10 protein-coding genes and 1 pseudogene are annotated in these 12,890 nt (G+C 60.5%); 8 read left to right on the top strand and 3 right to left on the bottom strand.

The window, feature by feature from the left end; all coding sequences use genetic code 11:
• The 8 genes and pseudogenes from DMP08_RS10690 to DMP08_RS10725 all read left to right on the top strand — a co-directional run.
• A pseudogene (locus DMP08_RS10690) lies at nt 1-450 on the top strand (serine/threonine protein kinase); the annotation flags it as partial.
• 235 nt (nt 451-685) lie between these two features.
• Nucleotides 686-1,825, top strand: a complete 1,140-nt coding sequence (locus DMP08_RS10695; RefSeq protein ID WP_123192876.1) for a DMT family transporter — start codon at nt 686-688, stop codon at nt 1,823-1,825.
• Nucleotides 1,826-1,909: 84 nt separating this feature from the next.
• The gene (locus tag DMP08_RS10700; protein ID WP_123192877.1) at nt 1,910-2,470 is read left to right on the top strand and encodes a hypothetical protein; all 561 of its coding nucleotides are present in this window, start codon (nt 1,910-1,912) and stop codon (nt 2,468-2,470) included.
• A gap of 264 nt (nt 2,471-2,734) precedes the next feature.
• Complete coding sequence (locus DMP08_RS10705) at nt 2,735-4,033, top strand: MFS transporter (RefSeq protein ID WP_123192878.1); 1,299 nt, start codon at nt 2,735-2,737, stop codon at nt 4,031-4,033.
• A gap of 142 nt (nt 4,034-4,175) precedes the next feature.
• Nucleotides 4,176-4,772, top strand: coding sequence for a TetR/AcrR family transcriptional regulator (locus DMP08_RS10710; protein WP_123192879.1), 597 nt, complete (start codon nt 4,176-4,178; stop codon nt 4,770-4,772).
• A gap of 175 nt (nt 4,773-4,947) precedes the next feature.
• Entirely contained in the window at nt 4,948-6,543 is a 1,596-nt protein-coding gene (locus DMP08_RS10715) for an amino acid permease (protein WP_244596946.1), read from the top strand.
• 23 nt (nt 6,544-6,566) lie between these two features.
• Nucleotides 6,567-8,057, top strand: a complete 1,491-nt coding sequence (gene gad, locus DMP08_RS10720; protein ID WP_123192901.1) for a glutamate decarboxylase — start codon at nt 6,567-6,569, stop codon at nt 8,055-8,057.
• A 282-nt stretch (nt 8,058-8,339) separates the two neighbouring features.
• A complete protein-coding gene (locus tag DMP08_RS10725; RefSeq protein WP_244596948.1) occupies nt 8,340-9,317 on the top strand; it encodes a hypothetical protein in 978 nt (325 codons plus the stop codon).
• Nucleotides 9,318-9,321: 4 nt separating this feature from the next.
• On the opposite strand, the gene DMP08_RS10730 is transcribed toward DMP08_RS10725, so the two are convergent.
• The 3 genes from DMP08_RS10730 to DMP08_RS10740 all read right to left on the bottom strand — a co-directional run bounded on the left by DMP08_RS10730 (nt 9,322) and on the right by DMP08_RS10740 (nt 12,825).
• Nucleotides 9,322-9,909 carry a helix-turn-helix transcriptional regulator gene (locus tag DMP08_RS10730; protein ID WP_123192880.1) on the bottom strand — a complete coding sequence of 196 codons (588 nt, stop codon included), beginning with the start codon at nt 9,907-9,909 and terminating at the stop codon, nt 9,322-9,324.
• 244 nt (nt 9,910-10,153) lie between these two features.
• Nucleotides 10,154-11,275, bottom strand: a complete 1,122-nt coding sequence (locus DMP08_RS10735) for an aminotransferase (protein WP_123192881.1) — start codon at nt 11,273-11,275, stop codon at nt 10,154-10,156.
• Nucleotides 11,276-11,388: 113 nt separating this feature from the next.
• A complete protein-coding gene (locus DMP08_RS10740; RefSeq protein WP_123192882.1) occupies nt 11,389-12,825 on the bottom strand; it encodes a basic amino acid/polyamine antiporter in 1,437 nt (478 codons plus the stop codon).
• Nucleotides 12,826-12,890: the final 65 nt, after the last annotated feature.

Below are 12,890 nucleotides of genomic sequence, written 5' to 3' on the forward strand. Positions count from 1 at the left end.
GTGAACTTCCCCGGCGACCCGTACCCGATCCACATCGACGCGACCTTCGTGCCGCTGCGTCCCGGCCTGATCATCAACAACCCGCAGCGTAGGCTCCCCGAGGAGCAGCGCGCGATCTTCGAGGCCAACGACTGGCAGATCGTCGACGCCGCCCAGCCGGCCCACTCCGAGCCGCCCGAGTTCTGCTACAGCTCCGTGTGGCTGTCCATGAACTGCCTGGTCCTCGACCCCAAGACGGTCATCGTGGAGGCCTCCGAGGTCTACCAGCAGGAGGAGATGGACAAGCTCGGCATGAACGTCGTGCCCGTCGACCTGCGCGGCGCCTACGCCTTCGGCGGCGGCCTGCACTGCTCCACGGCGGACGTCTACCGCGAGGGCGAGTGCCTCGACTACTTCCCGAACCGCGTCGCCGACCCGACCCTGGTCCGTCCGGAGATGTGGAACGACTAGTCGCTTAACCTGACCAACCCTTGCTGAAGCAAGAGTAGTCTCGTACAACAGAAAGGGGATCTGGTTCCGAATAAGAGTCAGGTCCCCTTTTTGGTTCCAACCTACAACTACCGCATGTGTGATTCGGCCATATAAGGTCGAATAGGGCTGTCGCATCCCTAATTCGGTCTCGCATGGCACGAGTTGCGGAGGGGTAGAGGGGATTATTTTGTTGCTACTGGTTTAAGGAGGACCAATGGCAGACAACGCTAACAAAGAAATCAAGACCGCAACGGCCGATGACGGCTCGACCGGCTACGAGATGAAGTTTGGCCTTGGCACCATTGCCATGCTGATCTCGGCGACGGGCATGGGCTTGGTGCCCCTGTTCAGCCGCTGGGCAACTCGTACGGACATGTTCGACGGAGCGATGGGCCTGAACGCCGGTGACTCCATTGGCGCTTTGATGGCCGTGGGCCGCATGAGCATGGGCGTGCTGTTCTTCGTCGTCATCATGTTCGCCACGGGCAAGGTTGAAACGTTCAAGAAGCTCAAGCTGACCCCGGCAATCGCGCTGGGCGGCTTGATGATCGGCATGTCGCTGGCGTGCTACGTTACGTCCACGCTGCTGACCACTATCTCGAACGCCGTTCTGTTCATCTACATCGGCCCTGTCGTCTGCGTGCTGCTGGCTCGCATATTTCGCAAGGAGCCCATGTCGGCTTTGCAGTGGGTGTGCCTGGGCGCGGTGTTCGTCGGCATGCTGTTCGGCAACAACCTGATGGGCTTCAACGAGTCCGGCTTCTTCGTGGACTTCAACCTGGTTCCGTCCACGCCCGAGTTCCCGCAGAAGGGCCTCGGCGACGCGTTCGGCCTGGCCTCCGGCTTCTTCTACGGCGCTTCGATGTTCTTCAACGGCTACCGCAAGGACGCCGACACCACGGCTCGTGGCGTGTGGAACTTCATCTTCGCCGTGCTCGGTGCCGGTGCCATCACCGTTGTGCTGAACGCCCTGGGTGCAAACCCCGGCATGGAGAACTGGGCTCTCAACATCCACTTCACCGCATTCAACTGGATCGGCGCCCTGCTTCTTTGGGTCATCTGCGGTCCTCTGGCTCTGGGCTTCCTGTTGGTGGCTGGCCGCAACCTGCCGGCTGCTGACTACGGCACCATCGCGTACTGGGAAGTTCCCGTGGCTATTTTCGTGGGCCTGGTCGTGTTCGGCGAAGCCTTGACCATCAACACGATTCTTGGCGGTATTCTCATCATCGGCGGCGGCGCTATCCCCTCCATCAAGGGCATGCTCACCGCTCGCAAGCAGAGGAAAGAGGAGGAGATTCGCGAGAATCTTGCCGCTCGCTTGGACGAGGAAGAAGCCAAGGAGCACCTGCAGTAGGTTTGGCGGCATGCACCCGATTTCCGGGTGCATGCCTTTCCGCTATCAAGCGGTAACCCATAACCGGAAAGGAAGGTGTGGTTTATGAAGATCACGAGCAACCTGACCCATATCGCCACCGAGATGGAGTTCGAGGCTCCGCTGAACGAAGAGGAGCTGCGCGCCGTGCTCGAGGGCAACGGCTTCCAGGGATTCGCCGCCGAGCTCGACATCGCCGAGCGCACCGAGGACCACGTGCAGATGATGGCGCTCGCCGACCTGCTCGGGTTCGCGAAGGCCTCCGGCCTGTCCGCGGTGACCTACGACGTGACGTACTTCCCGCACGCCGACGCCGCCGAGGTGGACTACCAGCTCAACCAGCTGGCCCACGACCTGGAGATCAGCGCCGAGGTCATCCGCGACCTGTGCGCCGACGAGATCCAGGAGTACCTGGCGCTCGACGCGAAGCGCGACGCCAGCCTGCCCGTCCACAGCATCGTGGAGGCGTACGCGGGCGGCACGGCGTTCGCCTGGTACGGCATGCGCGACTACCCGCGCCTGAAGAGGGTCATCCTGGCCAAGCTGGCCCAGGGCGGCCAGAAGGCCAAGAAGTCCTTCATCTTCCGCGCCAGCAAGGCGCAAGCGGATCTGCTTGACGAGTACTGATAGTCTATTTGTGCAAAGGACCCGCTTATGCTGCAATAAGCGGGTCCCCTTTTTCTCGATGCCGAAATAGGGCTGGCATCGGCGCCCTTCGCTCCCAATTCGCGATACGTTAAGTAACGACTTGCATTGAAGCGGAGGCACTTGGGGTATTATAACCTCAGTAAAGGCGTTTTCCCGACTGTTAGGGGGCTTCAATGGAGCAACTTATACGCCGGCGGTCTGCGTTTCTTTCTGACGTGGCCGTTCATTTCTTAGGGGATTACCATGAAAGCTAATTCTGACACACAAGGCACGCTTAAAAAGGTAGCTGTATCGTCCTTCCTCGGCAACTTTATCGAATGGTTCGATTACGCTACGTACTCGTACTTCGCGATCGTGATCGCAAACGTGTTCTTCCCGAACGACGACCCGGCGCTTGCGCTCATGCAGACGTTCGCCGTGTTCGCACTGTCGTTCCTCCTGCGCCCGATCGGCGCTATCTTCTGGGGCAGCATGGGCGACAAGAAGGGTCGCAAGTGGGCGCTGTCCACCTCGATCTTCCTGATGACGGGCGCCACGTTCTGCATCGGCCTTCTGCCCGGCTACCTGACCATCGGCTTGGCGGCTCCCATCATGCTGCTGCTGCTCCGCATGGTTCAGGGCTTCTCGGCTTCCGGCGAGTACGCCGGCGCCGCGACGTTTTTGGCCGAGTACGCGCCGAAGGACAAGCGCGGCGTGTACTGCTCGCTCGTGCCGGCGTCGACGGCGGTCGGCTTGCTGGTCGGCTCGACGTTCGCCACGGTCATGTACTCGGTGCTCCCTTCCGAGGCTGTGAACGATTGGGGCTGGCGTATCCCGTTTTTGCTGGCCGGTCCATTGGGCTTGATCGCGCACTACATCCGTACCAAGCTTGAGGATTCTCCGACGTACCAGGAGATGCAGAAAGCCATCGACAAGGCCGACGACTCGAACCATCCCATCCGCGACCTGTTCCGCCATCATTCCAAGGAGCTCGTCATCTCCTTCGGCGCGTGCGTGCTGAACGCGGTGGGCTTCTACGTGGTGCTCACGTACTTGCCGGTGTACCTGGAGACGGCGGTGGGCATGGACCCGAGCCAGTCCTCGCTCATCACCACCATCAGCTTGATCGTGTACGTGGCGTTCATCTTCGGAAGCGGGCATTTATCGGACAAGTTCGGCCGCAAGAAGATGCTGATCATCGCGTGCGTGTCGTTCATCGTTTTGACGGTTCCGGCGTTCATGCTGCTCAACACGGCTGACTTCTTCATCGTTTTGGTTGTCGAGCTGGTGCTGTGCCTGGCGCTGACCATTAACGACGGCACGCTGTCCAGCTATCTGACCGAGACGTTCCCCACGGCTGTGCGCTACACGGGATTCGCGCTGTCCTTCAACATGGCCAATGCGATCTTCGGCGGATCGGCTTCGTTTATCTCTACGGCGCTGATCGCCGCCACCGGCTCCAACCTGGCGCCGGCGTGGTACATGGTGGGCGTGTCCTGCCTGGCGCTCGTCGCGATGATTCTGTCTCACGAGCACACGGGCAAGGATCTGGCCGACGTGTAGGCTCTTTGAGCTGCTATTTTTAAGGGTTGTGCTTGCTGCACAACAAGGCGTGAAAGAAACGGCGCCGTTCGGGCTTGCTGGCTCGAACGGCGTCCGTGCACAAGGCGGCGCGAAGGCGCGCTGCCGAGGCGATGGAGGGCCTATGAGCGAGACAACGCAAACGCCTAAATCGTTGAAGGCGCAAATTACGCGTACATCGTTGGTTCTTGCGGCCGCGGCGCTTTTGCGCGAGCAGGGACCGAAGGCGGTCACGTACCGCAAGGTGGCGAAATGGGCAGGGGCCGCATCGTCCTCGGTGGGCTACTACTTTGATTCTGTGACGCAGCTTCTTCATGAGGCGGGCCGTTACAACATACAGCTTTGGGCGGAGCGTGCGGAGAAAGCCGCGTCGGCGGCGGAGGGCATGGAGGTCGAAGAGTGTCGCAAGCATGCGGTCGATCTGCTGATTCGCGCGTGCTTGCCGGACGACAGCGTTGTTCCTTCGGCTCACTACGCTCAGCTGATCGCCGCTGCCGAATCCGAGGTGGTTACCGAAGCGTACCAGAAGGGCCGCGTCTCGCTGGACGCCGCTATTGGCCGCATTCTCTCGCACGCGCAGATCGATATGCCGCCGCGCATGGTGGGAACCATCGTGGACGGCGCTGCCGTAGCCGCCATTTCCGAAGGGTACGATGTGTCTTCGTTCGCATCCGAGTTGCTTGCTTCGGCGATCGAGGTGTACGGGCGCGCCGCCCAGTAGCAAGCAATCTACAGCCAACGTTTCAGCGACGGGAAGGTTAACGCCTTCCCGTCGCTGCTTTTGCGACTCTTTCCTTTGATACAACGGTTGCAGGCACGCGCGACCGTGCGCTCGCGTGCTGATTTGCAGCAACCCGTAGAAGCGCACGCAGGTGCAAAGGAAGGAGTGAAGCGATATGAGCGAACCTCGTCGACAAGCGGCAGCTGCCGCAGCCGATTCGGGTCCCGTAGGCAAAGCGAGCAGGCCCTCGTTTACGCGATCCCTGACGTTCTTCGGGTTCTTTGCTATCACCGCGTCCATGGTGATGACGGTGTACGAGTACCCCTCGTTCGCCTCGTCAGGTTTTCAGCTGGTGTTCTTTTTGATCATCGGCGGAATTTTGTGGTTTCTGCCCGTTGCGATGTGCGCAGCGGAGATGGCTACGGTCAAGGGGTGGGAATCGGGCGGCATTTTTGCATGGGTTGGCAACACGCTAGGGAGGCGTTGGGGCTTTGCGGCCCTGTTCTTCCAATGGTTCCAGATTACCGTTGGGTTCGTGACCATGGCGTTCTTTATTCTGGCTGCGTTGGCGTACGTGGTCAAATGGGACGCGCTGTATACGAACCCGTTGGTTATGTTCTTCGGCGTGGCCGCCATTGTCTGGCTGCTCACGCTCACGCAGCTGGGCGGTACGAAGTTCACGGCGCGCATTTCCAAAGTCGGCTTCATAGGCGGCATCCTGGTGCCGGTCGTGGTGCTGCTGATCGGGCTGATCTACTACTTTGCAACGGGCGGGGTGTCTCAGATAACCATGGATGCCGCAACGTTCGTGCCCGATTTCGGCAAAGTGGACACGCTGGTGATCTTCGCGTCGTTCATTCTGGCGTACATGGGCGTGGAGGCGTCTGCGTCGCATGTGAACGAGCTGCAGAATCCGAACCGCAACTACCCGCTGGCCATGATCATCCTGGCTATCCTGACCATCGCGCTTGACGCGCTGGGCGGTTTGGCGGTTGCCACCACGCTGCCGGCTTCCGTTCTGGACGGCAACCTGTCCTTCGGCGTGATCGAGGCGTTCCGCGCCATGTTCGTAACGCACATCGGGCCTTCCATGGAATGGGTCGTGTTCGTGGTTGCGCTGTTGTTGGCGCTGGGCGTTTTGGCGGAGATTTCCGCTTGGATCGTGGGCCCGTCGCGCGCGCTTCTGGATACCGCGCATGACGGCATTCTTCCGCCGTCGTTCAAAAAGGTGAACAAGCATGGCGTGAGCGTGAAGACGGTCGTCATTCAAGCCGTCATCGTGACCGTATGGGATGCAGTGCTGTGCGGCTCTATCGCGCTTTCCGGCGGGTCGAGCTCGTCGGTGGGGTATTTGACGGCTATCGGCTTGACGGTGGTCATCTACCTGGTGGGATACGTGCTGTTCTTCCTGGGCTACTTCTATCTCATTTTCAAGAAGAAGAACCTGCAGCGCTCGTTCCAGCTTCCCGGAGGCACGCCGTTCAAGGCTGTTGTCGCGGGCGTCGGCCTTTTCATGACGGTGGCAACGTTGGTCATATCGTTCTTCCCGTCGTCGGAGCTGTCGGCGCAGGCGAACCTGGTGTACCAGGTGACGCTTGTGGTGGCGTTCGCGGTTTCCATGGCTATCCCGTTCGTGATATACGGCATGCGCCACCGCTGGTCGCCGGAATTGCCCGCTGCGGCGCCCTCGGACAGATCGGGCGGTGTGCGTGCTGCGATCGCGGGCGACGGGGCGCGTGTCCAGCCGGTTGATCCCGCTGCGAAAAAGTAACCATGATGCATAGGAGGCTTTTCATGAACAGTCAAGAAACGACAAGCAAGCTGGTGGCGAACATGGATGAGGAAACCAAGTATCTGACGCCCATCTTCGGGTCCGAGGCGAGCGATGCGCGCATGCCCCTCATGAAGATGAACGACAAGCCGGTCGAGCCGCGCATTGCGTACGAGATGATCAAGGAGTACCTGTCCATCGAAGGAAACGCAACGCAGAACCTCACCACGTTCTGCCAGACCTACATGGAGCCCATGGCGACGAAGATCATGGCCGAGACCATGGAGAAAAACGCCATCGACAAGGACGAATACCCCATGACAGCCGACTTGGAGAACCGCTGCGTGGCCATGATCGGCGATCTGTGGCATGCCGATCCGAGCGAGCAGCCCATGGGCACGTCGACCGTCGGGTCGTCCGAGGCGTGCATGCTGGGCGGCTTGGGCATGCTGTTCCGTTGGAAGAAGCTGGCGGCGGCAGCCGGGGTGGACATCTATTCCTCCACGCGTCCGAACTTGGTGATTTCGTCCGGTTATCAGGTGTGTTGGGAAAAGTTCTGCCGCTATTGGGACGTCGAGATGCGACTGGTTCCGCTTGAGAAGGACCACCTTTCGCTCAACATGGACACGGTCATGAACTACGTGGACGACCATACCATCGGCATCACGGCCATTTTGGGCATCACGTACACTGGCAAGTTCGATGACGTGAAGAAGCTGGACGAACTGGTGGAGGCGTACAACCAAGAGCATCCGAAGCTGCCGATTCGCATCCATGTGGACGGTGCGTCGGGCGGTATGTTCGCGCCGTTCGTGGAGCCTGACCTGGAATGGGATTTCCGCCTGAAGAACGTCTGGTCCATCAACTGCTCCGGCCACAAGTACGGCCTGGTCTATCCGGGCATCGGCTGGGTCATCTGGCGCAGTAAGGAGGCGCTGCCCGAGGACTTGATCTTCTGGGTAAGCTACCTGGGCGGCGAAGAGGCAACCATGGCCATCAACTTCTCGCGCTCGGCTTCCCAGATCGTGGGGCAGTACTACGTGCTGATGCGCAACGGCTTTGAGGGGTTCCGGGAAATCCAAGAACGCACGCTTGACGTGGCCCGCTACCTTGCCGCCGAGATCGAGGGCATGGGCATGTTCGAACTGTACGAAGACGCCGGTCACATTCCCATTGTGTGCTGGGGCCTGAAGGAGGACGCGAACGTGGCGTGGTCGCTGTACGACCTTTCCGACCGTCTGCGCATGAACGGGTGGCTGGTGCCTGCGTACCCGATGCCCGCCGATATGCAGGAAACGACGGTGCAGCGCGTAGTGGCGCGCCAGGACTTCTCTATGCAGCTTGCCATCAAGCTGGTGGAGGGCATCAAGAAGGAAATCGACACGCTGAGCAAGGCTCGATTCGTCACGGGCAATACGCAGGGCGTTATCAACACCGGGTTCGATCATAGCGGGCGCAGCGCCGCCGATCGCGGCGATGGGGTGCAGGCGAAGGCCCCGACGTCGCAGAAGTAGCCAGGCCTTCCGCAGGATTGCCAGCACCCCGGCCTGCGTTGGCCGGGGTGCTTGTGCGTGGTACGTCCGGCAGCGTGCGGGATGGCAACTTGCCCACGGAAGGCTCGAAAATGGCAGAGATTCCAAGGTTTGTGGCTTTTAGCTCGCGACGACGCGCAGGAAAAGGGAAGATGAAATCTGCGACCAGGCATTATGCGATCGCTTGTTCGCTATAGGCGGAATTTCTCGCGTTCGTGAGCCACAAACCTCCTAGTCTCTGCCAAAAAAGCGTATGATGCGCGTATGGCTGTGATCATCGGATACGAATCGGCTTTGGAATACTGGCGCACGGTCGGCCCTCGATTCCTGCAGGGGTTGAAAAAGCGCCGGTCGGCCACCGCACGCGCTCGAAAAGCGCTGCAGGCGCAGGAGAAGCCGCGCCTTTCTGCGGGCAATCGCCGACCGGGTGGATGCAGTATTCCGGTGCATGCGCTCGTCGGCAGCGCATCGGCGCGGACTCAAGCAGGGAGCATCGTCTGTCATGTGCGAAGCTCGTTGCCGGAGGAGTCGGTGGTGGATGCGGGGCAAGGATTCTTCGTGAGCACGCCGGAATTTTGCTTTTTGCAGATGGCGAGCAAGCTGAGCCTTGCTCGGCTCATCCAGCTCGGCTGCGAGCTCTGCGGTACGTACGTTCATGCTGACAGCGGGCCGGCGGTTCGACGGGAGGCTCCGCTGACATCGATCGCCAAGCTGCGCGCATTCGTCGAGGGTGCAGAGTATGCCTATGGGCGCACGGAAGCACTGCGCGCGTTGGGCTTCGTGATGGAGAACGCCGCGTCTCCGATGGAGACCGTGCTGGTGCTTCTGCTGTGCCTACCGTATCGGCTGGGCGGATACGGGATCGAGAAGCCGCAGTTTAACTACCGCGTGGACGTGCCTAGTCATATGAGGAAACTTGCGGATCGGAAGTACTGCGAATGCGACCTGTGCTGGCCAGACTTGAATCTAGCGGCCGAATACGATAGCGCGCGGTATCATCTCGATCCCGAGCGGCAGGAGAGCGATGCGCGACGGCGCGGAACGCTCGTCTCGCTGGGGTTCACCGTGCTGACCGTCTCGCGAAAGCAGGTGATTGATGGCACCGCGTTCAACCGGCTTGCCCGTCAGATAGCGAACCTGACGGGCAAGCGGTTGCGCTATGTCGATCCCGAGTTCACCCGAGCCCACCTCGCGCTGCGCGAGGAGTTGTTCCGGGGGATGGTCGTCGAGGAAGAGACGTGATCGCTCATCCGAAGAACATGAAGCCGAAGTAGCCAACGCAAGCGCCGACCGAGGCCCCGATAAGCATGAACAGGATGGTTTTGAGCGGGCGATGCTCGCGCGCTCGTCTGCTGCTTGGGCACTCCCGGTCAACGGGCTGGCCTTTCTGGAAGGCCAAGAGTTCGCGGTACGTCACCAGGTCATGCTGCTTTTTAAGGCGTTCGGTTGCAATGGCGGCCGCCATTGCAACGCCGTAGAGCAAAAGGGCGATGATCGCGCTGGGCACGATGCCCCAGCCCCAAAACGAAATGCCGCCTACGACCATCACCACGGCTGCAAGGGCGAACACCAGCATGACAAGCCCCAGGGCGTTCAGTTTCTTTCCGTCATGTGCGACTGCTTCTTTCATGGCTTCCATGTCTCCTTTGATCAGTTCGTCGATAGTGACGTCGAACAGGACGCTCAGGAGCAGCAGGCTTTGCACGTCGGGGTAGGTCTTGTCGGTTTCCCAGTTCGAGACGGTTTGGCGCGATACGTATATCTTCGCTGCAAGGCCTTCTTGGGATAATCCTCGTTCGACTCTATGCCGTTTGATTTGCTTGCTTAGTTCCACGCGCGTCCTTTCGACGTCTGCAAGACTGCCATGATGCAGGCCATGGTACCACCAAATTGATTTTGCATCGGCCTTTCTGGGGCGGCATCGGCTTGTCAAAATGCTTTGACAAGCCGATGAGCAGGCACGATAAAACGCCCCCGTACTCAGGCATGCGCTTGCAAGCAAAGTACGGGGGCGTAGGGGGAAGGCAGGGGGAGCATGTCGGCGCGGGCTGTTCGGTCCTGTTGCCGACGGGGCGGCGCTAGTCGAATTGGCGAAGCGCCGTGCTCAGGCGCGCAAGGCCTTCGCGCAGCGTGGCCTCTGCGGCGCAGTAGCCAAGGCGAGCGCCGCGCGGCAGCTCGAATCGGCTGCCGGGAACCAACAGCACGCCCTGATCGCGCAAGAGATCGATGCAGAACTGCTCGTCGTCTACGGGGATGTCAAGCTGGATGTAGGACGTGGACACGGCCTTGGGCGGCACCCAGGAAACGCGCGGCTCGTTGTCGACCCATTCTTGGGCGATGGCCAGGTTGTTGAGCACGATGGCCCGGTTGCGCTCGAGCACCTTCTCGCGGTTTCTCAGCACGTGGACGGCTATGGCATCGTTGAACACGCCGTCGCAGATCATCGTGTAGTCGCGGTATACGCGGAAGCGATCGACCAATCCCGCGTCGTTGGAAACGATCCATCCGATGCGCGCGCCCGGCACGGAGTACGTTTTGGAGAGGCTGTTGGACACCACGGCTTTGTCGTACAAGTCGGCCATGGAGACGAACGACTCCGTATCCTGCAGCGGAAGATACACCTCGTCGGACAGCACGTACGCGCCCACCGAGCGCGCGATGTCGGCGATCTGCTGCAGCATGTCGGCCGAAAGCACGGTGCCCAAGGGATTGCTGGCGTTGTTGATGCAGATGAGCTTCGTGTTGGGACGGATCATCTGCTCGAGCTCGCGGATGTCCGGGTTCCAATCGTGCTCCTGGCGGATATGCCAGTATTCCACTTCGGCTCCCAGCGTGCGCGGGATTTCGTACAAGGGCTGGTAGGTGGGGTATTCCGCGATCACGTGATCGCCCGGTTCCACTAGCGCCATGAGCGCCAGCAGGTTCGCGCCCGTTGCGCCGTTGGTTTGCAGGATGTTGTCCGGATTGCCCGCGCGGTACAGCTTGGCCACTTCGGCCTTGAACTCGGGAGACCCCTCGATCCACCCGTAGTTCATCTTCTCCTGGTTCAGACGCTCGTAGAACGTGGCGCCTTCCTCGTCGTCGAGCGCGAGGATCTCGCCCATGGTCATAGACGAGATGGTTGATTGCGCGATGTCGTACGTGGCGCTCTTCTCCCATACGTTGAGCCAGTCTTCCACGCCAATGGTTGCGATGTTCATGCGAAGCCCTCCTTGGTTGAAAAAAGGGAGACGAACATAAGGCCGTCTCCCTTGGAATACCGTCTTGCGAATCCGGCTTGCGCATCCGGATGATGTGCGGGGCAGGGGCGTGGTTAGATGGAGATGATGCCCATGCCGACCATGATCAGGGATGCAACGCCCAGGGCGGCGATGACGCCCATGCCGATGATCTCGGACTTCTTGAGGCCGACGCCCTGCTGCTTGCGAGCAGCGGCGAACACGAAGAAGCCGGGGATGTAGCCAACGCAGGTCAGAAGCAGGAAGCTCCAGCCGTTGTACAGGCAGCCCACCACCAGGAACACGGTGGCGATGGCGCCGATGGCGAACTGGCCCCACTCCTTCTTTTCGGCCGAATGCTTGCACTGGAACGCGGAAGCCAGCGCCCAGGTGACCACGATGGCTACGGTGCACATGCTGAATGCGAAGTTGTAGGCGTCCTGGCTGAAGATGGTGATGATCATGAACACCTGGGTGCACACGGCAACCAGCAAAAGGCTGAACTGCGGAGCGCCCTTGTCGTTCAGCTTGCCCCAGCCGGCCGGGAGCAGCTTGTGCTCGGCCATTTCGCTGGTGGTTTCAGCCGGCAGGATGGTGAAGGAAAGCCAGGAGCCCAAAACGCTGATGATGATGGCGATGGAGATGAAGGCGCCGCCCCAGCCCGGAGCCATCTTGTCGAACACGTACAGCATGGCGGGCTTGTCCATGGCGGCGATTTCCGTGTAGGGAAGGTAGCCGTACGGGAGCACGGACGCACCAATGTAGATGACCAGCAGGCAGATCAGGCCGATAACCGTCGCCTTGCCGGCGTCGCTCTTCTTCTCGGCGCGAGAGGACACCACGGCAGCGCCCTCGATGCCGATGAACACCCACATCATGATGATCATGCAGTTCATGACCTGTTCGCCGATGCCGCCCAGGCCCACGGCGGTCGCGCCGTATTCGCCTGCGGCCACGGCATTGTTGTACAGCGTGCCCCAGAAGTCGGCGGTGAACACGCCGGCGTTGAACATGAACAGGGCAAACAGGATGAAGATGCCGATGGAGGCAACCTTGCACACCATGACGATGGCGTTCAGGAAGGATGCGCTTTCAACGCCGCGGATGACCAGCAGCGTGAGCAGCCACATGACCACCGAGGCGATGAGGATGCAGGGGATGGTGTTTCCCGGAAGGAAATCCGGGTAAAAGTATCCCACGGTGGACATCATCATCGTTGCGAAGGCCACGTTGCCAAGCCAAGCGGAAAGCCAGTAGCCCCAGCCGGAAAGGAATCCTGCCAGGGGGCCGAAGCCCTCGCTTGCGTACGTGAAAATACCGTGCAGGTCGGGGCGCTTTGCCACCAGGTTGTTCAGGGACAGCGCCAGCAGCAGAAAGCCGATGCCGACCACGAGCCATGCCACCAGCGCGCCGCCGGGCGAGGCAACCTGGGAAAGCTGGCCGGTCAGGGCGAACACGCCCGAGCCGATACAAGAGCTCACGACCATGCCGATCAGCCCGAATAGGCTGATTCCCTTCTTCTTTTCTTCCATTAAGTCTCCTTGCTTGTATAGAGGATGGACTGGGCCCTGAAAACAACAGCCCCGGTTCTCGTTCG

Source organism: Paraeggerthella hongkongensis (assembly GCF_003726035.1).
Lineage (GTDB): Bacteria > Actinomycetota > Coriobacteriia > Coriobacteriales > Eggerthellaceae > Paraeggerthella > Paraeggerthella hongkongensis.

Coding starts and splice junctions, on each gene's coding strand:
- DMP08_RS10695 (WP_123192876.1), top strand. CDS start 686: ATGGCAGACAACGCTAACAAAGAAATCAAGACCGCAACGGCCGATGAC.
- DMP08_RS10700 (WP_123192877.1), top strand. CDS start 1,910: ATGAAGATCACGAGCAACCTGACCCATATCGCCACCGAGATGGAGTTC.
- DMP08_RS10705 (WP_123192878.1), top strand. CDS start 2,735: ATGAAAGCTAATTCTGACACACAAGGCACGCTTAAAAAGGTAGCTGTA.
- DMP08_RS10710 (WP_123192879.1), top strand. CDS start 4,176: ATGAGCGAGACAACGCAAACGCCTAAATCGTTGAAGGCGCAAATTACG.
- DMP08_RS10715 (WP_244596946.1), top strand. CDS start 4,948: ATGAGCGAACCTCGTCGACAAGCGGCAGCTGCCGCAGCCGATTCGGGT.
- gad (WP_123192901.1), top strand. CDS start 6,567: ATGAACAGTCAAGAAACGACAAGCAAGCTGGTGGCGAACATGGATGAG.
- DMP08_RS10725 (WP_244596948.1), top strand. CDS start 8,340: ATGGCTGTGATCATCGGATACGAATCGGCTTTGGAATACTGGCGCACG.
- DMP08_RS10735 (WP_123192881.1), bottom strand. CDS start 11,275: ATGAACATCGCAACCATTGGCGTGGAAGACTGGCTCAACGTATGGGAG.
- DMP08_RS10740 (WP_123192882.1), bottom strand. CDS start 12,825: ATGGAAGAAAAGAAGAAGGGAATCAGCCTATTCGGGCTGATCGGCATG.